21 protein-coding genes are annotated in these 20,854 nt (G+C 66.1%); 8 read left to right on the top strand and 13 right to left on the bottom strand.

Annotated elements, in window-relative coordinates:
- Position 1: 1 nt before the first annotated feature.
- The 3 genes from ACFVYC_RS10425 to ACFVYC_RS10415 all read left to right on the top strand — a co-directional run bounded on the left by ACFVYC_RS10425 (position 2) and on the right by ACFVYC_RS10415 (position 2,156).
- Positions 2–625, top strand: coding sequence for a TetR/AcrR family transcriptional regulator (locus ACFVYC_RS10425; protein ID WP_387549577.1), 624 nt, complete (start codon positions 2–4; stop codon positions 623–625).
- 96 nt (positions 626–721) lie between these two features.
- Positions 722–1,837 carry a S1C family serine protease gene (locus ACFVYC_RS10420; protein ID WP_387549575.1) on the top strand — a complete coding sequence of 372 codons (1,116 nt, stop codon included), beginning with the start codon at positions 722–724 and terminating at the stop codon, positions 1,835–1,837.
- Between the two features lie 25 nt (positions 1,838–1,862).
- A complete protein-coding gene (locus ACFVYC_RS10415; RefSeq protein ID WP_387549573.1) occupies positions 1,863–2,156 on the top strand; it encodes a hypothetical protein in 294 nt (97 codons plus the stop codon).
- 72 nt (positions 2,157–2,228) lie between these two features.
- Here ACFVYC_RS10415 and ACFVYC_RS10410 read toward each other — a convergent pair whose 3' ends face one another.
- Together ACFVYC_RS10410 and paaZ are read right to left on the bottom strand one after the other, a co-directional pair.
- Positions 2,229–2,636 carry a VOC family protein gene (locus tag ACFVYC_RS10410; RefSeq protein WP_387549571.1) on the bottom strand — a complete coding sequence of 136 codons (408 nt, stop codon included), beginning with the start codon at positions 2,634–2,636 and terminating at the stop codon, positions 2,229–2,231.
- Between the two features lie 143 nt (positions 2,637–2,779).
- Positions 2,780–4,891 (bottom strand): phenylacetic acid degradation bifunctional protein PaaZ, encoded by a 2,112-nt coding sequence (gene paaZ / locus ACFVYC_RS10405; protein ID WP_387549569.1) that lies wholly within the window; start codon positions 4,889–4,891, stop codon positions 2,780–2,782.
- Between the two features lie 143 nt (positions 4,892–5,034).
- Between paaZ and ACFVYC_RS10400 the strand changes: the two genes are divergently transcribed.
- Complete coding sequence (locus tag ACFVYC_RS10400) at positions 5,035–5,481, top strand: PaaI family thioesterase (RefSeq protein ID WP_387549567.1); 447 nt, start codon at positions 5,035–5,037, stop codon at positions 5,479–5,481.
- A gap of 58 nt (positions 5,482–5,539) precedes the next feature.
- Here ACFVYC_RS10400 and ACFVYC_RS10395 read toward each other — a convergent pair whose 3' ends face one another.
- On the bottom strand, positions 5,540–7,474 hold the full coding sequence (locus ACFVYC_RS10395; RefSeq protein WP_387549565.1) for a S1 family peptidase: 1,935 nt from the start codon (positions 7,472–7,474) through the stop codon (positions 5,540–5,542).
- Between the two features lie 119 nt (positions 7,475–7,593).
- A complete protein-coding gene (locus ACFVYC_RS10390) occupies positions 7,594–8,313 on the bottom strand; it encodes a tyrosine-protein phosphatase (protein WP_387549564.1) in 720 nt (239 codons plus the stop codon).
- A gap of 152 nt (positions 8,314–8,465) precedes the next feature.
- Here ACFVYC_RS10390 and ACFVYC_RS10385 point away from each other — a divergent pair, with 152 nt between their 5' ends.
- Positions 8,466–9,302 (top strand): SGNH/GDSL hydrolase family protein, encoded by an 837-nt coding sequence (locus ACFVYC_RS10385; protein WP_387549563.1) that lies wholly within the window; start codon positions 8,466–8,468, stop codon positions 9,300–9,302.
- A 6-nt stretch (positions 9,303–9,308) separates the two neighbouring features.
- On the opposite strand, the gene ACFVYC_RS10380 is transcribed toward ACFVYC_RS10385, so the two are convergent.
- Positions 9,309–9,917 carry a GNAT family N-acetyltransferase gene (locus ACFVYC_RS10380; protein ID WP_387549561.1) on the bottom strand — a complete coding sequence of 203 codons (609 nt, stop codon included), beginning with the start codon at positions 9,915–9,917 and terminating at the stop codon, positions 9,309–9,311.
- Between the two features lie 75 nt (positions 9,918–9,992).
- Between ACFVYC_RS10380 and ACFVYC_RS10375 the strand changes: the two genes are divergently transcribed.
- Positions 9,993–10,226, top strand: a complete 234-nt coding sequence (locus ACFVYC_RS10375) for a DUF6480 family protein (protein ID WP_174177928.1) — start codon at positions 9,993–9,995, stop codon at positions 10,224–10,226.
- A gap of 29 nt (positions 10,227–10,255) precedes the next feature.
- Positions 10,256–11,230 (top strand): alpha/beta hydrolase, encoded by a 975-nt coding sequence (locus ACFVYC_RS10370; protein WP_387549559.1) that lies wholly within the window; start codon positions 10,256–10,258, stop codon positions 11,228–11,230.
- On the opposite strand, the gene ACFVYC_RS10365 is transcribed toward ACFVYC_RS10370, so the two are convergent.
- The 5 genes from ACFVYC_RS10365 to ACFVYC_RS10345 all read right to left on the bottom strand — a co-directional run bounded on the left by ACFVYC_RS10365 (position 11,227) and on the right by ACFVYC_RS10345 (position 15,470).
- Complete coding sequence (locus ACFVYC_RS10365; RefSeq protein WP_387549557.1) at positions 11,227–12,099, bottom strand: 3-hydroxyacyl-CoA dehydrogenase family protein; 873 nt, start codon at positions 12,097–12,099, stop codon at positions 11,227–11,229. The genes ACFVYC_RS10370 and ACFVYC_RS10365 overlap by 4 nt on opposite strands.
- Positions 12,099–12,923, bottom strand: a complete 825-nt coding sequence (locus ACFVYC_RS10360) for an enoyl-CoA hydratase/isomerase family protein (protein WP_387549555.1) — start codon at positions 12,921–12,923, stop codon at positions 12,099–12,101. The genes ACFVYC_RS10365 and ACFVYC_RS10360 overlap by 1 nt, the downstream gene beginning before the upstream one ends.
- A complete protein-coding gene (locus tag ACFVYC_RS10355) occupies positions 12,923–14,149 on the bottom strand; it encodes a thiolase family protein (protein WP_387549553.1) in 1,227 nt (408 codons plus the stop codon). The genes ACFVYC_RS10360 and ACFVYC_RS10355 overlap by 1 nt, the downstream gene beginning before the upstream one ends.
- 185 nt (positions 14,150–14,334) lie before the next feature.
- Complete coding sequence (locus tag ACFVYC_RS10350) at positions 14,335–15,009, bottom strand: pentapeptide repeat-containing protein (protein ID WP_387549551.1); 675 nt, start codon at positions 15,007–15,009, stop codon at positions 14,335–14,337.
- Positions 15,009–15,470 carry an SRPBCC family protein gene (locus ACFVYC_RS10345; RefSeq protein WP_387549550.1) on the bottom strand — a complete coding sequence of 154 codons (462 nt, stop codon included), beginning with the start codon at positions 15,468–15,470 and terminating at the stop codon, positions 15,009–15,011. Before ACFVYC_RS10345 ends, ACFVYC_RS10350 begins: the two co-directional genes overlap by 1 nt.
- Positions 15,471–15,610: 140 nt before the next feature.
- Here ACFVYC_RS10345 and ACFVYC_RS10340 point away from each other — a divergent pair, with 140 nt between their 5' ends.
- Entirely contained in the window at positions 15,611–15,787 is a 177-nt protein-coding gene (locus ACFVYC_RS10340; protein WP_013602191.1) for a CsbD family protein, read from the top strand.
- A gap of 123 nt (positions 15,788–15,910) precedes the next feature.
- Here the strand turns inward: ACFVYC_RS10340 and ACFVYC_RS10335 are convergent, their stop codons facing one another.
- From ACFVYC_RS10335 to abc-f, 3 genes are all read right to left on the bottom strand, one after another.
- A complete protein-coding gene (locus tag ACFVYC_RS10335; protein WP_387549795.1) occupies positions 15,911–16,966 on the bottom strand; it encodes a DNA polymerase IV in 1,056 nt (351 codons plus the stop codon).
- A 175-nt stretch (positions 16,967–17,141) separates the two neighbouring features.
- Positions 17,142–18,602 carry an amino acid permease gene (locus ACFVYC_RS10330; protein WP_387549548.1) on the bottom strand — a complete coding sequence of 487 codons (1,461 nt, stop codon included), beginning with the start codon at positions 18,600–18,602 and terminating at the stop codon, positions 17,142–17,144.
- A gap of 389 nt (positions 18,603–18,991) precedes the next feature.
- Entirely contained in the window at positions 18,992–20,698 is a 1,707-nt protein-coding gene (gene abc-f / locus ACFVYC_RS10325) for a ribosomal protection-like ABC-F family protein (RefSeq protein ID WP_387549546.1), read from the bottom strand.
- Between the last annotated feature and the right edge of the window lie 156 nt (positions 20,699–20,854).

Genomic DNA, 20,854 nt, shown 5'->3' with positions numbered 1-20,854 from the left:
CATGCCCAGCACCACTGAAACAGCCAGTACCGCCGCCGGAGCCAAGCGCGGCCGGCCCGGATACGACCAGCAGTCGGTGCTGCGCATCGCCGTCGACGTTTTCAACCGGCACGGTTACGACGCAACGTCCATGGGCATCCTCGCGGACAACCTGGGCATCTCAAAGTCCGCGATCTACCATCACGTGCCGTCCAAGGGCGACCTCCTCAAGCTCGCCCTGGACCACGCGCTCGGCGGCCTTGAGGCCATTCTGGAACAACCCGAGGCTACCTCCGGCGCAGCCGATTCCCGGCTTGAGTTCGTGCTCCGGCAGACCGTAGCGGTGCTGGTGGACCGCCTCCCGTTCGTCACGCTGCTCCTGCGGCTGCGCGGGAACACCGACATTGAACGCGATGCTCTGGAACGGCGCCGGACCTTCGACCACAAGGTGGCCGGACTGATCTCCGCCGCCGGTAACGAAGGTTCCCTGCGCCAGGACATCGACCCCCGGACGGTCACCCGGCTCCTGTTCGGCATGATCAACTCGATCGTGGAATGGTACAAACCCGGCGGCCCCCTCTCGCCGGAGAAGCTTGCCGACGACGTCATCACCATGGCGTTCGACGGCCTCCACTCCCAGCCCTAGTTTCCTCCCGCACCGAACATACTAAGCGTGCTTGGTATTTCTGTTGTTGCCCGGCTACGGTGGTAGGACCAGCCAGCATCCGCAGGAGGTCGAACCATGAGTACCACCGTCAGCCAGGGCTTTTGCCGTTCGGCCCGGAGGCGTGCAGCACTCGGCGGCGCGGTGCTCGCGGCTTTCCTAACCCTCACCGCGTGCACCGGCTCCCCCACTCCACCGGCGCCCAGCGAAACCTTCGCTGCGCCAACCGGGAACGCCTCGCCCGGCGGCACGGGTTCGCCAGGCACCGGGACCACCGCTCCGGCGCCCGATGCGGCCGGCGGCATCCCCGATCTGGTGGCGAACCTTTCCCCGTCCGTGGTGACCATCTTCACCGGCGACGGCGGGCTGGGAAGCGGCGTGGTCTATTCGGCGGACGGCCTCATCCTCACGAACGAGCATGTGGTTCGGGACAACACCACCGTGGAGGTCGGTTTTGCGGACGGCCAGCGGGTGGCGGGTACGGTGCGGGCCACGGATCCCGTCACGGATCTTGCCCTCGTCCAGGCCGACAGAACCGGCCTGCCCAAGCCCGTCTACCAGGCCAATCTGCCCCGCGTTGGTGAGAGCGCGCTGGTGCTCGGCTCGCCGCTCGGATTTGAGAACACTGCCACCGCCGGCATCATCTCCGGACTCCACCGCTCCATTCCGGGTTCGGCCTCCAACAGCCTTTCGCTGGTGGACCTGATCCAGACTGACGCGCCCATCAGCCCTGGCAACTCCGGAGGCGCGGTCATCAACATGCGCGGCGAAATCATCGGCATCAGCGAGGCCTACATCCCGCCGTCTGCGGGAGCAGTTTCGCTGGGCTTCGCCATACCAGCCGCCACCGCAGTGGAGGTGGCGGAGGAACTGCTGGCCGACGGAACCGCCGAACACGCCTACCTGGGCCTCACCCCGTCCCAACTGACACCGCAGATTGCGGACCAGTTGGGTATCGACGCAACCACCGGCGTCGTAGTTTTGTCCGTTGACGAGGACGGCCCCGCCGGACGTGCGGGAATCCGCCCCGGCGACGTCCTGGAATCCATGGAGGGGGTGGAGCTGAACGCACCCGAGAAGCTCTTGGCCGAACTCCGGAACCGAAATCCCGGCGACACCGTCGGCTTCACTGTCCGGCGGAACAACCAGACACTGGAGATCAAAGCGGACCTCATCAACCGGCCAACACAGTAGTAAAACCCGAGAGAAAGGTTAGACAATGAGCAATCCCAAGGAAGAACCGGACGCCGGCTTCATCACCCCGGACCCGTCAAAATTGCGCGAGGATATCCCCGGCGATGCAGGCGACGAAGCAAACGCGATCCGTTTTAGCGAGGAGCAGGCCCTGATCGAGGAACAGTCGCACGGCATCCGCCCTGACACCTACAGCGTTCCTTCCGGTGGCCCCACCATGGACGAGGCCCGCGGCAACCTGGACCTTTCGGACCAGACCGGTGCAGCGCCGTCGGACGACAGCAGCGACGACGGCCTGCACGGCGGCGCCGAGTCCTGACGCTCTCGGCGTGAAATGACGGTAGGGGCGCCCCGGTTAATCCCGGGCGCCCCTACCGTTTTCGATTGGTACCTAGAGTTCGTACTCCGCCTGGACGCCGAGCGATTCGTGGACGCAGAGGATGTTGTGCTCCGTGTCCATGAACCACGCGCATTTCTCCGAGTTGGTGGTGCAGATGTGGTTCTCGGTCTTGAGGTTCGGCAGGTCGTAGTCCTGGAACTGCACGCCTTTGGCTTCCATGTCCCGGACCGTCCGCTCGATGTCCGTCACCTCGAAACTCAGGGCCGTGTGCTCGGAGTGTTTGCCGTCCGAGACGGGCATCAGCTGCAGCATGGGGCCGCCGTTGATGCCGAGTAGTTCGCTTCCATCGTCTGTCATACCGCGGTGCGGGAGCCCGAGTTTTTCGGTGTAGAACCTGCGGGCGCGCATCGGATCATCGACTGGCAGAACGGTGGTGGCTGTGTTCATTCTTAGGCTCATGTGGCCACCTCCTACGGGCAGAATTTTACGCCCGAACAGCCCGAAAAGACCCCGCCCGTTTCCCCGGATGCGCTATCACTTTTGGTCCCCAAAACCCCCGAATGAGGACCAAAAGTGATAGCGCATCGGGGGGTGTGGGAGGCCTACTTCGCCACGAGGGTGAGGACGTCGTAGGTGGCCACAATGTCGTCGTTCTGGTTGGTCAGGACGGCGTCCCAGGCCACCTCGCCATACTCGTCGGTTTCGCGCGGGGTGATCTTCTTGGCGGTGAGGGTCACCCGGATGGACTCACCTGCTGCTACGGGGGTGATGAAGCGCAGGTTCTCGAGTCCGTAGTTGGCCAGGACCGGGCCCGGCGCGGGCTCCACGAACAGCCCGGCGCCCCAGGCGAGCAGCAGGTAGCCGTGCGCCACGATGCCAGGGAAGAACGGGTTGGCCTCCGCGGCTTCCTGGTTGGTGTGGGCGTAGAACGTATCCCCCGTGGTGGTGGCGAACGCGGAGATGTCCTCGAGGGTGACCTGGCGGAGGTCGGAGCGGACGGCGTCGCCGATCCGCAGCGTCTCCAGCGACTTCCGGAACGGGTGCGTCCCTTCGGTTTCCACGGTGAAGTTGCGGTTTGCGCCGGTGTGCCAGATACCGGTGACGGCGGTCAGCATGTTGGGCGAGCCCTGGATGGCCGTGCGCTGCATGTGGTGCATCACCGAGCGGATGCCGCCCAGTTCCTCGCCGCCGCCGGCACGGCCGGGACCGCCGTGGACCAGGTGGGGCACGGGCGAGCCGTGGCCGGTGGAGCTGCGGGCGTCTTCGCGGTTGAGCATCAGGACGCGGCCGTGGTGTGCTGCGATTCCGGTGACGAGTTCGCGGGCAACGGCGGGATCGTTCGTGCAGACCGAGGCGACCAGGGAGCCGCTGCCGCGGGCGGCGAGACGGACGGCGTCGGGAATGTCCTTGTAGCCAATAACGGACGAAACGGGGCCGAATGCCTCCAGTGAGTGGACCTCTTCAGCCTCGGGGTCCTGCCAGTTGAGCAGGACGGGCGCCATAAACGCGCCGCCGTCCACTACGCCCGTGGTTCCGTCGGCGGAGGTGACCGACGGCGAATCGAGCGTTCCGTACGCAAGCTCACCGCCGGCGTCGAGCATTGACTGGACGGCAGCGCGCACGTCCTCGAGCTGCTCCACGGAGGCGAGGGCACCCATGGTGACACCCTCGGCCCGCGGATCCCCGAGGACAATCCGTTCGGAGATGCGCCTGCCCACGGCAGCAGACACCGCGGGCACCAGCTGCTGCGGGACGATGGCGCGGCGGATGGCGGTGCACTTCTGCCCTGCCTTGGCCGTCATCTCGGCGACCACGGACCGGACGAAGGCATCGAATTCCGGCGTGCCCTCCACCGCGTCCGGGCCGAGAATGGCGGCGTTCAGGGAGTCCGTTTCGGAGGTGAAGCGGACGCCGCCCTGGACCACGTTGGGATGGGACTTCAGGGAGAGCGCAGTGGTGGCCGAGCCCGTGAAAGCGACCAGGTCGCGGTAGTCGAGTACATCAAGCAGCCCGCGGACGGAGCCGGAAATCAGTTGCAGCGAGCCCTTGGGCAGGATGTTGGATTCGACGATCGCCTTGACCACGGCGGCCGCCACGTACCCGGTGGGAGTGGCGGGCTTGACGATGGTGGGGACGCCGGCGAGAAAGGCCGGGGCGAACTTCTCCAGCATGCCCCACACCGGGAAGTTGAACGCGTTGATCTGCACGGCAACGCCCGGGATGCGGGTGTAGATGTGCTCACCGGCGAAGGACCCGTCCTTGGACAGCACCTCCATGGGCCCGTCCACCACTACCTGCGAGTTGGGCAGTTCGCGCCTGCCCTTGGAGCCGAACGTGAACAGGACACCAATACCGCCGTCGATGTCGATCATTGAGTCGACCTTGGTGGCGCCGGTCTGGGCGGAAAAGGTGTAGAAGTGCTCGCGCCGCGCTTGAAGGTACTGCGCCAGTTCCTTGAGCTTGAGGGCGCGCTGGTGGAAGGTCAGCCGGCCAAGTTCCGCCTGCCCGGTGGTGCGGCCGTAGTCCACCACAGTGGAAAGGTCCAGTCCCTCGCTGCTCACCTTGGCCAGGATCTCCCCTGTGCTCGCGTCACGCACGGGGACAGCGGAGGCCGTGGAGCCGGCGTCGGGCGTCCACCACGCATCCATGATGAAGCTGGGCACTGTCTCCACGGTGTCTACCGTGGCCTGGGGAGCTGTGGCGGTGGTGGTCATCGTTGACGGTCCTTCCAACAAGGGGCATACAAAGGCGGCCAGTGATTACTGACCGTCCGTTCGGTAATATATTCACCATACATGAAAGTCCGTGGTGCACACTAGAAGGCCCGGCCTGAAATGGCCACCCTGAAGGAGAACGTATGAACGCCCCATCACCGGAGGATGCAGCTGTGGAGAACCACCTGGAGGCGCATCAACTGTGGAAGATTACCCTCGGCGAGCTCGACGAGAAGATGGGCGTGAAGATCCTCGAGGAGTCAGTGCAGCGTGTGGTGGCCACCATGCCCGTGGAGGGGAACAGGCAGTCCTTCGGCTTGCTGCACGGCGGGGCGTCGCTGGCCGTTGGCGAGGCGGTGGGCTCCTGGGCCGCGGTCCTTCACGCGAGCACTATGGGGAAGACGGCGGTGGGCGTGGACGTCTCGGCCACCCACCACCGCTCGGCACGCGAGGGCCAGATCACCATCACTGCCACCCCCATCCACCTGGGCGGCACACTCACCACGCACGAGGTGGTCATCACCAACGAGGCCGGCCAGCGGCTCTGCACCATGCGCATCACCAACCTGCTGATGCGGCGCCACAAATAACCCTTGCCCTATCAGATAACGTCGCCATTCCCCGCTTTTGGCAACGTTAACTGATGGCTCATTTGTGGGTGCGCTGCCTCCGGCGGCGCGCCAGGACCATAAGTACGCCCCCGACGACGATCGCCGCTCCGGCTGCGGCCGCCGCCTGTCCCAGTGCCGAAGCTCCGGTGTTGGCGAGGGCGCCGCGGTGCGTTCGGTCATACCCGGTGCCTGAGGTGTTTGCCAGGCCAGCGGGAGGCGCAGTGTCAGCGGGGATTACGACGACGGCGGGCGGGCTGTCCGCGGGAGCTGGCGGTGCCGCCGGGGCTGGGTCAGCGGCGGCTGGCTCCTGCGGAGCGGCCGGCACCGGCGGTTCCTGAACGGCAGGTGCGAACTCGAAGCTGCTGGTTCCAGAAGTGCTGAATCCGTTTACCGTTTCAGCTGTGAACCGCAGCGTTCCCTCGGCCCCGGACGCGGGGAAGCTCCATCCGCCGTCGGCGTTCACGGGAACCTCGAAAGGTTCCTGCCCCTCGACGGCAATCCGCACCGCTGACCCCGCGGCAACCGCCGACGCGGGCGCTGCCGGAACCGTTCCGCCGATTGCCTGCCCCGGCTCATACGTTGCTCCCGGCGCTGGAGTCGAAACCACAGGCTTGTTGAGGAAGAGCTCCAGCTGGTAACCCGGCAGGACGGCGAGGCTGCCGGTCAGCGTGGCACCAATGGCCTGGTTCGGAGGCGGAAGTTCCCCAGGCTTTGGCTGGGGTTCACCGGCGGCATGGGTTCCCACGGCGTAGTTGCCGCTGACATAGGGGCCGCCGGAGTCCCCTCCGCTGGACTGGACGTCATAAGACAGGAAGCCGCGGAAAGCCCGCAGGTCCAGGGGTTCGGCGGGATCAGTGGTATCGCTTGGCTCGACGTACGTTGACCCGGGCACGGTATAGATCCCCACTTCATCTACGGTTCCGCAGGACCAGCCAGAGGTTTTCCCGGAGCGGCAGACGTCCATTCCCTCAACCGGATCAGCGGTACCAATGATCTTGACATCGGGGCCGGGCTGCTCCGGGTCGCCAAAGGTGCTCGCCGCAGCCAGCGGGTCAAGATCTGCACGGATGTCATTAATGACCGCGACATCTGTTCCCACATTGCCAGGGTTGTCTGGGTCAAGCGGGTTTTCCGCTATCCAGGAATTGCCCGGACCCCCAAACTGGCTGAAACCAAAACTGCCCAGGAGCCCCACCGACACACCTTGGAACGTCAGGTCAGCCGTTGTGGCAGCCCCGTCGGATGCGCAGTGCCCGGCGGTGAGGACTGCCGGCAGACCTGAGGGATCGAACGCCGAAAAACCCGTGGAACACACCCAGCCGGTATCGGCAATGAAGCCAACTCCCCCGGGAACGTCCGCTTCTGGCGTGAGTGGAGTGCCGCCGTCGAGCTCAACGTTGGCATAGCGCGACACGAACTCAGCCGCGGACTTTTTGCCGGACGCCACGGCCTCCGCCGTGGCGTCCGCCGTGCCAGCCGAAGCGGTCGAACCAGCAGTTGGGCCCGCCGTCGATTCCGGCAGGTTGACGCCGCCTGTCCGGATGACAAACTTCCCGCCGGATGACACCACCGCCTGCAGCCCGTCCGCGCCTACTTCGCGGATGTAGGCCTGGAATAATTCCTCGGTACTGACGGCCAGTTCCGTGCCGCGGGGCTGCAATTTTGCACCTTGTCCGGCTGCTTTCCCCTGCCGTACTTGCGCGGGGTCCTCAACGGCCAGGACAGGGGTGCTGCTGGAAAGCACGGCCACTTCCGCCAGCAGTTCCGCGCCAGAACCGGACACAAGTATGTGCCCGTCCTGCAGCCGGATCCCCGCATATCCGGGAACGTTCTGCAGCCGTTTGGCCACCTCCGCGGCCGCGGTACCCAACTCCCCTGCCGCGGCGAATTCCTCGGCGGTCATGCCAAGATCGCGCAAAACGGCTTCCTGGAGGGCATCCTCGGACAGGCCGGAATCACTGGCCTCGGCCACGACAGTAGGGGCAGGCAGCGCAGGACTCTTCGCCCACGCCGGACCGGTGGCTTGGCCGGCGGACGCCAACACTCCAGCAGCCGCACCAGCGGCGAGAAGACGACGCACCTTGCCCGCCCTCATCGGGACACCCCGGCTCCGCAGAGGGCAAGCACCGCGTCCAGCTCCGCAGGCGTGAGGCCGTTGCTCAGCAGGAAAGTACGCGTGTTGAGGCTCCGCACGAAGTTGACCACCGCGTCCCCGCGCTGTTCGAGCAGCGGCGCCAGCTCAACTTCCTCGACGTAGCGTTCCCGGGCATGCGGCGGGCCGTGGGTGCGGTAGCGCTCGTTGATGCCGCGGGCTGCGCGCCGGTAGCCGTCGGCGATCTCCTGGTCGGAGGCCCCGGCGAGATCCTGGACCATGGCGGCCACCATGCCGCTGCGGTCCCTGCCGGCTGCACAATGGAGCACTACATCACCGCGCGCCGCTGCTGCCGCAAGCTCACCGAAGACGCCGGCCAGCTTCTCCGGGAAGAGCCGGGCGTTGTCTGCATAGTAGGCGGGGTCGTTGAGGTAGGGCCCGGCCAGCTCCGTGAAGCGCGGATTGCCCGGTTCCTCGGTGGGCGCAGAAACTACCGTCATCCCGGCCAGGACTGTCTCGCCCACGAGTGGGTCGCTGTCCCGGCGCCGCACCTCCGCAGTGTTACGGAGGTCAATCACGGTGCGGACGCCGTCGTCGTACGCCTGCCGCCAGCCCGCCTCCGTCAGCCATTCCCGCCGCCCCATCCGGTAAATACCGCCGGCCACATGCCACGCGTTGACAGCACCATCCCAGTCCATGGACCCGTCCCCGTTGCTCATCCGGACAGCTAACCACACTGGCCACATCAGCCGCACGTCATATTAGGGGACGTTTACGTGAAAATCAGGTACTCACGACCGATGACGATTGCCTCTGCACAGTAGTACGGTGACACCCACATGCCTTCTGCCACCGTTCAAAGGAGAAACCCATGGGAAATGCATTCGTACGACGGCGCCACTCGGCTTTTGCGGCCGGCCTCGCCGCACTCGCCATGACCTTGAGTCTCGCGTCTCCTGCTCAGGCGCGCACAGTCCAGGACTACGTCGCCTTGGGCGACTCCTACGCCGCCGGAATCGGAGGTGGAGCGTACGTGATCGAAGATTGTGCCCGCAGTGCGAACGCCTATTCCGAACTCGCGGACCGTCTCAAATCCGTCAGGGATGTCACAAACGTGGCGTGCGGCGGAGCTACCACTCAGCAAGTGGTGCAAACCCAACTCACCCTGCTCGACAAAAAGACCGATCTTGTCACCATCACCGCTGGCGGCAACAACCTCGGCTTTGGGACCCTCGCTGCGGCTTGCGGCCCCGCCCTGATCGATTCTGCCGCCGGTCCGGCGTGTTTCGGCGCCATCACGGGCGCTCGAGCCCAGATTGCCAGCGAAGCTCTGTACCGTGACCTAGTCGAGATGATCGCCACCGTGCAGGCCGCCGCAACGAAAGCCGAGATTGTGGTGACCGGGTACCCCTACCTCTTCGATCCAATCCCCTTCGATTCGACCAATCCGACGTCTGTCTTCATCAATGAGGCCAATCTCCTGGTGTCCGAGCTGAACGCCACCATCGAGGCGGCCGCCCTAGCCACCGGAACGGAGTACGTCGACGTCACGGACGAGTTTGCGGGCCATGGCATCAACTTGCTACAGAGCGACTCCTGGATCAACTTCGACCCACGTGCCCTGAACAGCACCGAGAATCTCCACCCTAATGCTGAGGGCTACAAGGCCTACTTCACCGCGATCTACAGCGAGGGCTTCTATAACTAGCTCCTCCTAGCCGCGCCGGGCGAGCCGGTATTCGAGCCCGGCGCGGACCATGGGCCATTCGTGCTCGAGGATGGAGAACACCACGTAGTCCCGCAGGATGCCGTCGCGGGTCCGGGAGTGGTTGCGGAGCACACCGTCCTGCTTGGCGCCCAGCCGTGCGATGGCCTCGCGCGACTGGTGGTTGAGCCAGTGCGTCCGGAACTCAACCGCCACGCAGCCAAGAACCTCAAACGCGTGCCGCAGGAGCAGCAGCTTGGAGTCCGGATTCGTCCCTGTTCCCTGCACTGACGCGGAATTCCAGGTGTAGCCGATCTCCAACCGGGGAGTGCCGGCGTCGATATTCATGTAGCTGGTCATCCCGATGATCCTGCCGGGAGCGCCGGTCTCCGGATCAACCAGGCGGGTGGTGAACGGGACCATGGAACCCTGCTCCTGGAGGGCGAGTCGCCGCTCAATTTCCGCTGCCATCTCGTCGGGCGCCGGCACGGACGTGTACCAGAGCCGCCACAGCTCACCGTCACTGGCCGCTTCAACCAGGCCGTCGTGATGATCCGGGGCCAGGGGTTCCAGGGTTACGTACCGGCCGGTCAGGGTAAGGGGTTCAAGGAAGGTCACCGCACCAGCCTAGGTCCAACCACCCCGGCCCGTTACGCTGGGGAAAGCACCAGGACCGCGAGCGAGGGAGTTAACGTGTCAGGAACCAATCCGGACCCGGAGGACGACAAAATCACAGGCCTGGAGCCGGGCGGCGGAGTTCCCCCCGGCGAAACGCCGCCAGGTGAAGGTTCGGTGGCCGGCACGCAGGAGCCCAGGCAGAAGGGATCGGGGAAAGGCCAGCAGATCTTTTGGATGGGCGCCATCGGGGCAGGCGTGCTGCTGTTCCTCCTGTACTTCATCGGCTACATCGTGGGCTTCTTCGACTAGGCGTGCGCTTATTACCGGCTGGCTTCCGGGTGCCGGCTCGCCATAACAAAAGCCAAGATCCCAACAGGTACTCCGGCCATGTCCCCCCGCCCGCTGGCGGGACTCCAGCGAGGACGTCCCGCCTCTGGCACTGGGAGGAGACCCAGGTCCACCTGGAGCACGTAGGTGATCCCGGATCTGCTGTCCGCCTGCTGCTGGTGCACGGCGCAGGTGGCAATGCCGCGGCCATGTGGCCGTTTGCCTCCCACCTTGCCCGCCAGGGTTTCTACGTCACTGTTCCGGACCTGCCCGGCTACGGTGCCACCCAATCGAAGAAGCCGGGGCAGGTCCGGTATAGCCACTGGCGTCGGCTGCTGGCGGATCTCGTCCGGCGGGAAGAGGACGGGCGTCCACTTGTCATCATGGGCGCCAGCATCGGTGGAATGCTGGCATACGACACCGCCGCGGCAACAGGCCTGGCGTCGGCGCTGGTGGTCACCTGTTTGCTGGACCCCCGCGACCGGGAGGTACGCCGCTCCCTGACGTGGCATCCCGCCCTTGCCCGCCTCGCCGGTCCCGCGTTGCAGCTGCTGGCCGGGCCCCTGGCGAATGTACGCGTGCCCCTCCCCTGGATTGCCAACATGCGCCAGATCGCCAACAACAAGCAACTCGTAGCTGAGGTCCTGTCGGACAAGCGCGGCGGCGGGGGACGAGTTTCGTTGGGATGGATGCGCAGCTACCTGGAATCGGCACCACGTGTAGAACCCGAAAAATTCTCCGGCCCGGAGGTCCTGATGGTCCATCCCGGCGAGGACCGCTGGACCCCCCTTGCCGCCAGCCGGGCGTTTTTCGATCGGATAGCGGCACCAAAAGCCCTCACCGTCCTGGACAACTGCGGACACTTTCCCATCGAGGAACCCGGGTTCAGCCAGATGCTCACCGCAGTCACCCAGCTCCTGTCAAGGATTCAACCCCCGCCCGGAGCTCCGGCTACCGGTGTCGGCTGCTCCCGGGCACGTGCCTAGCCGGGCCACTCAAAGAAGCCCTTTCCGGTCTTGCGTCCCAATTCGCCCCGGGCCACCTTGTCCTTGAGGATCTGGGGCGGAGCGAAGCGGTCGCCCAGTGTGGAATGCAGGTATTCTGCAATCCCGAGCCGGACATCCAGCCCCACGATGTCGGTGGTTTTCAGCGGTCCGGTGGGGTGCTTGTAGCCCAGGACCATGGCGGCGTCAATGTCCTCGGCCGACGCCACTCCCTCCTCCACCATCCGCATGGCCTCCAGTGCGATGGCAACGCCGAGCCTTGAGGAGGCAAAGCCTGGGGCATCATGGACGACGACGGCTGTCTTGCCGAGTGCCTCCACCCACCCCCGTGCCGCGGCAGCAAGTTCGCCAGACGTGCGAGTTCCGAGCACCACCTCGATCAGCGTGGATGCCGGGACCGGGTTGAAGAAATGCAGGCCAAGGAAATGCCTGGGACGCTCCAGTTCACCCGCCAGGCCGCTCACGGACAGCGACGAGGTGTTGGAGGCCAAGTACGCGTCAGCCGCAAGCCGCTCTTCGATGCCGCGCAGCGCGGCGACCTTCAGATCCCAGTCCTCAGGCACGGCTTCGACCACCAGCTGGCGGTCTTTGAACGCGTCGTAGTCGACGCCCACGGCAAGCCGGGACACCAGGTCATCCAGGGTGGCGTCCACGGCGCCACGCTCGATGCTCTTGGCAGCGGCGGACTCAACCCGTTCCCGGGCAGCCTCGGCAGACTGTTCGTCACGCTCGACCACCAGTACGTCAGCACCCTTGACCAGGAAGGCATGGGCAATGCCGGCTCCCATCCGGCCACCGCCGAGGACACCCACACGGGACGGAAGGCTGGGGGCAGGTTGCGGTGTGTTCATCAGTTCTTCTCTCCGGTCTCGTTGCCGGCTTTCGCACCGGCGTCCTTGTCCGCCTTCCTGGCGGCATTCTTGTCGAGGAAGCGCTGCATCCGGTCGAACTTGGCCTCGGATTCGAACAGGATGCCCTGGGCGAGCTGGTCGATCAGCGGATGCGCTTCCGCCGGTGCGTGGAACACGGACTTGGTAATCCGGACTGCCAGCGGGTCCTGCCGGCCGATCCGGTCTGCCAGGCCATGTGCCGCGTCAAGGAGCTCCGCCGGCTCGTGGACTTCGGTCATGAGATTCACGGCCAGCGCTTCCTCGGCGCCGAGGACCCGGCCGGCCAGCAGAATCTGCTTCGCCACGGGCTCCCCCACCAGTTCCTTGAGCCGCCAGCTGGCCCCGGCCGCGGCGAGGATTCCCAGCCCGGTTTCCGGGTTGCCGATGCGGACGCTGGGTGTGCCGAGCCGGAAGTCGGCCGCGTAGGCCAGCTCCGCCCCGCCGCCCAGGCAGTACCCGTCGAGGGCAGCAATAACAGGCATCGGCAGCTTGGCGATCCGGACGAAGATGGTGGAGTTGATCCCCTGCAGGGCATCGTCCCGGCGCCGCTCGCGCAGCTGCCCGATATCCGCCCCGGAGGCAAACACACCGTCCACGCCCGCAATGATCAGCACCCTCGGGTCCTGCTCCAGGGCAGCGCAGACCACGTGAAGTTCATCTACCATCTGCTGGTCGATGGCGTTCCGGACTTCGGGACGGTTGAGGAGCACCACCACGCGGTCACTGCGCTCCTCCACCAGCAGCGCATGGAACTTCTCCGCCGCCAGGTCCACGGCGCCCGGCATCAGACCTTCTCCAGCAGCATCGCGGTGCCCTGGCCCACGCCAATGCACATGGTGGCCAGCCCCACCGGAGCGTCCTCCCGCTCCATCCGCCCCAGCAGGGTGATGGCGATCCGCGCCCCGCTGGAACCCAGCGGGTGCCCCAAAGCGATCGCACCGCCGTCGTTATTCACAATCTCCGGGTCGAGGCCCAGCCGGCGGATGCAGGCGAGGGACTGCGTGGCGAACGCTTCATTAAGTTCGACGGCGCCAAGGTCGCCTACGCTGAGGCCGCTCCGCTTGAGGACTTTCTGGGTGGCCGGCACCGGGCCGATGCCCATGATCTCGGGCTGACAGCCGGCCGAGGCGCCGTCGAGGATCCGCGCGCGGGGCGTGAGGCCCAGCCGTTCGATGGCAGCTTCCGAGGCGACGATGATGGCTGAGGCGCCGTCGTTCAACGACGACGAGTTGCCGGCGGTGACTACACTTCCGCCGTTGGCCACCGGCCTCAGCCCGGCGAGGACGTCCATGGTGGTGCCTGCCCGGGGACCTTCGTCAGTGTCCACAACATGCTCGGATTTCCGGGTCTTGACGGTAACGCCCACGATCTCGTCCTTGAACCGCCCGGCCGCCGTGGCGTCCAGTGCCCGCTGGTGCGAGCGGACCGCGAAGGAGTCGGCGTCCTCGCGGGAGATGCCGTCCACGCGGGCCACTTCTTCGGCCGTTTCGGGCATGGAGTAGGTCATTTTCCCGTCGCGGGACAGATCGCCCTTATGGAATTGCGGATTGGTGAAGCGCCAGCCGATGGACGTATCGAAAATCTGGCCCGGCTTGGCGAAAGCGGAAGTGGGCTTTTCCTGGACCCAGGGCGCGCGGCTCATGGATTCCACGCCGCCGGCGATAACGATGTCAGCGGCGCCGGCCTTGATCATGTGGCTTGCCTGGATGATGGCGCTGAGGCCGGAGGCACAGAGCCGGTTGACCGTGATGCCGGGGATGTGGAGCGGCAGCCCGGCAAGCAGGGTGGCCATCCGCGCGACGTTCCGGTTTTCCTCACCTGCGCCATTGGCGTTTCCCAGGATGACCTCGTCAATGCTGTCCGGATCAAGCCCGGCCCGGTCGACGGCTTCCCGGATGACCAGGGCGGCCAGGTCGTCGGGGCGGATGGACGAGAGCGCACCACCGTATTTGCCCACCGGCGTTCTGACCCCGCCAACAAGGAAAGCCTGCGGACCTGCGGTTGCAGCCATGGAAACACCCTTCACGCGATAAACAGCACTGTCATCGGCGGCCGGCTGCGTGCAATTCCCAACCAGGTAGCAGCAAGTGTCGTTATGAGCGTTCAAAACGACACTTAGTGCTACCTAGTTGGATCCACTTACCGACCGTTCGTTCTGTAAATAGTACACGGGCGGTTCTCCTATGGGTACCGGGCTTAGAGGACCGTGACGCCCAGGTGCGCGGCCAGCAAAGGCGCCAGGAGGCCCAGCTGGTATTCATCCACCACAACGCCGGCCACGCTGCCGAGCCCGCTGATGCTGCGGAACTCCGTGCCGCGGAGGTCGAAGTCCTTGAGTTTCGCCCCGGCAAGGTCGAGGGAGCCGATGGTGCAGTTCTTCAGCGCCACCCGCGTGCCGGCGGCGGAGCCCAGATCCAGTTCGTTGATGATGCAATCGGTGATGAGCACATCCGCAAGTTTGGCGCCGCGCAGGTTGAGGAAGTCCAGCTTGCCGCCGTCGATGTGCACCGACTGCCAGCCGCTTTCATAAAGCTCCGCCGAACCCAGCCGCGGGTTCCGCAACTCAACGTCGCGCCACGCGGACCGGGCGGCCTTGAACACCGGCGCGTACAGCTCCCCGAGGATGCAGTCCCGGAAGGAGGAACCGCGGAGCTGGGTGTCGTTGAAGGACACCCCCTCGAACTCGCACTCCGCGAAGTCTGTGCCGCTCAATTCCAGACCGTCGGCCTCGGCACGGCTGTACCGGCCGCCGTCGTACCGTTCACCGCGGCGGAAGTCCGACGGCGGCTGCTCCGTCAGGTTCTCCAGCCGGACCGGCGTGAGCCTGGGCGCTGTAACTTTGGCAGCTGCCGTGGCAGGACGCCCGGCCATTACGGAAGCGACTCTGCTTTGGCCGCGATCTCCGCGAGGTCCTTGGTCAGTGCCTTGCGGGTGGCGGCCATACCCATCCTGCCGAACAGCAGCATCATCAGGCGGCTCGCGAAAGTCGGCTTGATGACTTCGGCGCCGAAGGACAGGGTAAGGTCTGTGCCGCCCTCGCGGGGGACAAGGCCGAAGCGTGTGGTGTAGTCCGCACCGCCCTGAAGGGCTTTAACGGTGGTGCTGCGGTGCTGGTGGGCCTCGGCCACCCACATCTCCACGGTTTCCGCTTTGCCGAGCATCTTCCGGGTCTCCTTCCAGCGCGTCCCCTCCCCGTAGGGGCCGTCGGTGAGGAGCTGCACGGAGTCGACTCCGGACAGCGTTGCGGCCGAGCCGGGGATGTCCGTAATGACGGACCAGACCCTTTCCGGGGACGCGTTGACGTGCTGGGTGAGGCTGATGCTGTGGTCCATGTTCCGAGCCTAGCGGCGGGCACGGACAATCAACAGGCGCCCCTCCCGGGCAGGAACAACCGACTTGAAATAGTAAGCAAGCTTCGTGTTAGTGTGAAAATGCACTGTTTGATCATCGGAAACGAAAGGAGGCCACCACCATGGGCCTCGGAGACAAGATCAGTAACGCAGCAGAAGATATCGGCGGCAAGGCCAAGGAAGCCACGGGCAATGCCACCGACAATGACCGCCTCAAGGCCGAAGGCCAGACCGACCAGGTCAAGGCTGACGCCAAGAAGGTCGGCGAAAGCGTCAAGGACGAGTTCAAGCGCGACTAGCCTCTTGCTGCGGCAGCCCGCCCACAAAGGCCAGCTGTAACAGAGCGCAACGGCGGCGGATCCCCAGGGATCCGCCGCCGTTCTTTTTGTCATCCACGCCAGGCGGCCACACCGTCAAGCAAGTCACCAGCCGCTGCGGGTGGGGGTATGCCCCTGCCGGGAATCGTTGGGCATCGTCATTTCGGCCCGCAGTCCCAGAAGCCGGATGGGGCGGTCCGGCTCAATCCTGGCCATCAGGTCGAGGGTGCGCGCAAGCACCTCTGACGGGTCCGACGTCTCGGGGATCTTCCGGGCGTACGTCTTGGTGAGGAACGGCGCATAGCGGACTTTGAGCGTCAGTCCGATCACCGGCCGCCCCTCGGAAGCGACATCCTCCAGGACGCGCGCCGCCAACTCCCTGACGGCGTCGTCAATCTGGCCGGATTCCGTCAGGTCGCGCTGGAAGGTGGTTTCCCGGCTGTGCCCGCGCGCCACCCAGGGCGTGTCGTCGACGGTCCGTGCGCCGTCGCCCCGCCCGAGCTGGGCGTACCACGGACCCATCTTCGGGCCGAACTCCGGAACCAGGTCATTAGGGTTGGACGCTGCGAGCTGGGCAACCGTCTTGATGCCAAGGGTGGCGAGGCGGCGCGACACCTTGGTGCCCACGCCCCACAGCTCGATCGTCGGCCGGTCCCCCATAACGTCCAGCCAGTTCTCTTCGGTCAGCCGGAAGACGCCGGCGGGCTTGCCGAAGGACGTCGCCACCTTGGCGCGGACCAGTGTGTCGCCAATACCGACGCTGCAGTGCAGCCGGGTCCGCTCCAGCACGGCGTGCTGCAGCTGCCGGGCGTAGGCCAGGGGATCTTCCGTCTGCACCCCTACAAACGCTTCGTCCCACCCAAGCACCTGCACCGTGGCGCCTGGCTGCGAGTGCAGGACGGACATAACCTGTTCGGACGCTTCCAGATAGGCCACATGGTCCACGGGCAGGATGACGGCGTCCGGCACTTTCCGTGCCGCGATGCGCAGTGGCATTCCCGAGCCGACGCCGTACGCACGGGCCTCGTAGGACGCCGTCGACACCACCGCCCGCTCGGTGGGGTCCCCACGTCCGCCAATGATCACCGCCTTGCCGGCGAGCTCGGGCCTCCGAAGCACTTCCACGGCGGCGATGAACTGGTCCAGGTCCACATGCAGCACCCACGGTTCGCTCACACGCCCCAGTCTGCCCCGGCCCGGCGCCCCGCACCACCGTTCCAGCCCCATCCGTTGCGCCGTAACCGCCGTTTTGAGGCGCCGGTGGGGATTAAGGCGGGAACGCACGACGGCGGGACCCCCACCGAGGGGATCCCGCCGTCGTCGTACTGCTTGAGGATTAGCTGTAGAGCGCGTTCTTGGGCTCGTTGTTCTTGACCTTCTGCCAGCCCAGCCACAGGACCACCGCGAAGAACGGGATGGTGGCCAGGGTCCAGAGGCCCAGGTAGAACACCTCGCCGGACTTGCTGGTCATGGTGTCGAAGCCGATCAGCACGGTGATGGCCAGCAGCGCGATCAAACCGGCCCAGCTGGTCCACGGCGAACCGGGCATCGGCAGGCTGGAGGTGACGCCCTTCCGGTGGCGCAGCGCGATCTGGCTGGCGAAGATGGCGCCCCAGGTGAAGATCACGCCGATCGATGCGGTGTTCAGTGCCAGGTCAAACGCGTGCGAACCGCCCAGCCAGATGTTCAGCATGATGCCCACCAGGTAGAACGCGGCGATGGCAAGGATGGCCGCGTACGGGACGTGGCGGCGGGACATCCGGGTGAGCCACTGCGGGGCGTGGCCGTTGTTGGCCATGGTGCGGAACACGCGGCCGATCGAATACAGGCCCGAGTTGCAGGAGGACAGTGCCGCGGTGATCACGATCATGTTCATCACGTCACCCACCCAGGCAAGGCCCATCTGGCCGAACACCGTGACGAACGGGGACGTGCCCGCCACGTACTGGTCCGACGGCAGCAGCATGGCCAGCAGGGTCACGGAACCAACGTAGAACACCACAATGCGGAGTACGACGGCGCGGATCGCCTTGGGCACTTCGCGTTCCGGGTTCTGCATCTCGCCGGCGGTGATGCCCACGAGTTCGATGCCGTTGTAGGCGAAGATCACGGCGTTGAGGACCAGGACCATCACCAGCGCGCCCTTGGGGAACATACCGCCTTCGGCGGCGAAGAGGTTGGCGACCGATGCATTGCCGTCGCCCACCTGCGCGTTGGTGACCACCATGTAGGTGCCCACCACCAGGAAGATCAGGATTGCACCGACCTTGAGGCAGGAGGCCCAGAACTCGAACTCGCCGAACGCCTTGACGCTCAGCAGGTTGACGGCCACCAGGAGGGCCAGCGCGGCGATGGCCGAGGCCTCCACCGGGACGTTTGGGAAGAAGAACTGGAAGTAGAGGCCGATGGCGATCAGTTCGGCGATGCCGGTCATGCCCCAGTTGATGAAGTACATCCAGCCGGAGAGGAACGCGCCCTTTTTGCCGAACATCTCACCGGCGTAGCTCACGAAGGAGCCGGAGGTCTGGCGGTACATGATGAGCTCGCCCAGCGCCCGCATCAGCAGGTAGGCGATGAGGCCGGCGATGGCGTAGGAGAAGATCAGGGCCGGGCCGGTGGAGGCCAGGCGTCCGCCGGCTCCCATGAACAGGCCGACGCCGATGGCACCGCCCATGGCGATCATGGTGACGTGGCGCCTGCCCAGGGTCTTGCTATAACCCTCGGCGCTGAGGGTGGGGTCGACGGCGGTGGATGGTGCCGTGTTTTGCTGAAGATCTGTGGGGGTACTTTGAGGCACAACGATTCCTTGTGGGTTGGGGGTTGGCCGCATCCGGGCTACGCATGATTCCGCTCAGTAATTCGGTGTTTTGCCCTGTTGGACAACCGAATGTGATCGGAATCTCTCGTGGCGCCGAAGCTTCGAGCGGCTCGTCTATCCTACAAGACGCAACGGGGTGCTACGTGACGCGGGCTACACCGGGGTCTCCCGCCGCCCGCGGGACCAGGGTGACTCCCCGCCGTCGTCCTCCGATTCGACGGTTCCCTGCGCGTTCGACGCCGACGCGCGTCGAGTCTGCAGGGAACCGTCGATATGGGCGGCCGGTAGTCCGCGGCGCGCGTCGAGTCTACGGGGAACCGTCGAAACGGGCGCGGGCAGCCGTGGTCACCAGCAGCCGTGGGCCAGAATCAGGCCCGCGCCAGCACGCCCTTGTCCATGGAGTAGCGGAGCCACTGCCCGGTGACGGTGTCGCCGCCGAGGCTTCCGCCCGCCACCCCGCCGTCTTCGGCAGCGCGCCGGCACCGGGCGAACCATTCGCGGAGGGCGCGGTCGTGGCTGACCATCACGAGGGTCCCCGTGAAGGCCGCGAGCGCCGCCTCCAGCTGCTCCACCAGGACGGGTGCCAGGTGGTTGGTGGGCTCGTCCACAATCAGGGTGTTGTAGCCGCCCAGGAGCAGGCGGGCGAGGGCGAGCCGGCGCTGCTGCCCGGCGGACAGGCTCCCGACGGGGACGTGGAATTCGCTGGTGCGGAACAGTCCCAGCCGCAACAGGGCTTCGGCATGCTCGTCGATGTTGCCGCCCAGCCCGGCCGCAAACGCCGGCAGCAGCCGGAGCGAGGGCCGTTGCGGCAGCTCAAGTTCCTGCTGCAGGTAGCCCACCCGCTCCGGCCGGGTCACCCTTCCCTCGGCGGGCACCAGGGTGCCCGCCAGCACGGACAGCAACGTGGATTTGCCGGCGCCGTTCGGGCCGGTGATCAGGACCTTCTGGCCCAGGCCCGCCTGGAAGTCCGTGGCTTTAAGCCGGCCCGGAACGCTCACCCCGTGGACGGCCAGCAGGGTAGCTGGCTCCCCGCCGGCAACGGCAGCCGCCGCCCCGGAATTCAAGGACTCCGGCGCGGCAAGCCGCAGCGGAACCGGCGGCTGCTCCACGGGACTGGCCTCAAGGCGCCGCAGCCGTTCCTGGGCATTCCGGACCTGACTGCTGGCGGCCTTCTGCCAGGTGCCCGCCTTGAAGTCGAAGCCCATCTTGTCGCCGTCGCGCTTGCGGCCGTACCCCATGGTCCCGGCCACCGTCTCCGCCTGTCGCTTTTCGGCCTCCATGGCGTTCAACCAGCCGTGATACTGCTGGACCCAGCGCTGGCGTTCGGCTGCCTTCTCCCGGAGGTAGCCGTCGTAGCCGTTGCCGTAACGGTTCACGGCACGGCGCTCGGCATCCACCTCGATAATGGTGGCCGCCACCTTGCGAAGCAGCATCCGGTCGTGGGACACCACCACCAACGTGCCGCGGTGGGCCGCCAGCCGGTCCTCCAGCCAAGCGGTTCCGCGGGCGTCGAGGTGATTGGTGGGTTCGTCCAGGAGCAGGATGTCCGGCGGGTCGGCCAGGACGCAGGCCAGCGCCACGCGCTCCTGTTCCCCTCCGGAGAGCGAGCCCAAAGCACGGTTCCGGTCCAGGCCGCCCAGGCCCAGCCGGTCCAGCGCAGCCTCCACCCGCGATTCGGCGGCGTAGCCTTCGCGCAGCTGGTACTCCGTCTGCAGCCTGCCGTAGGCTTCCAGGTCGCTGTCCCCGGCGTCGGCGAGGCCGGTTTCGAGCCGGTCCAGCTCCGCTTCGAGGGCCCGCAGCGATGCGAGCGACGCGTCCACGGCGCCGCCCACGGTGAAGGACTCGGGCAGCCGATGGGTTTGGGCGAGATAGCCCACGCGGCCGCCGATGGTGGCGGATCCTTCGTTCGGCGATTCAAGCCCGGCCAGGATCCGCAGCAGCGTCGATTTGCCGGCGCCGTTTTCGCCGACCACCGCCACGTGCTCGCCCGCAGCAATGGTCAGCCTGATGCCGTCGAGCAGCAGGCGGTCCCCGTAGCCGTGGGAGACATCCGAAAGGTTGATGTGTTCGGTCAAGGGAAGTCCTCGCATAAGTTCCGCAGTGTGGCCGCCGGAGCTGAACCGGGTTGGCTCGTGCTCGACGGCGGCCCTGGAGGTGGGGAACAGCCCGGCGAAACCGGGCTGCTGGGCTAGGACTTCATCGCTCCAGCCTGCCCGCCGGGGGATGGTGAG

Source organism: Pseudarthrobacter sp. NPDC058329, from assembly GCF_042879835.1.
In the GTDB taxonomy this organism is placed as follows: domain Bacteria; phylum Actinomycetota; class Actinomycetes; order Actinomycetales; family Micrococcaceae; genus Arthrobacter.
This window is presented reverse-complemented; position numbering and strand designations above follow the sequence as displayed.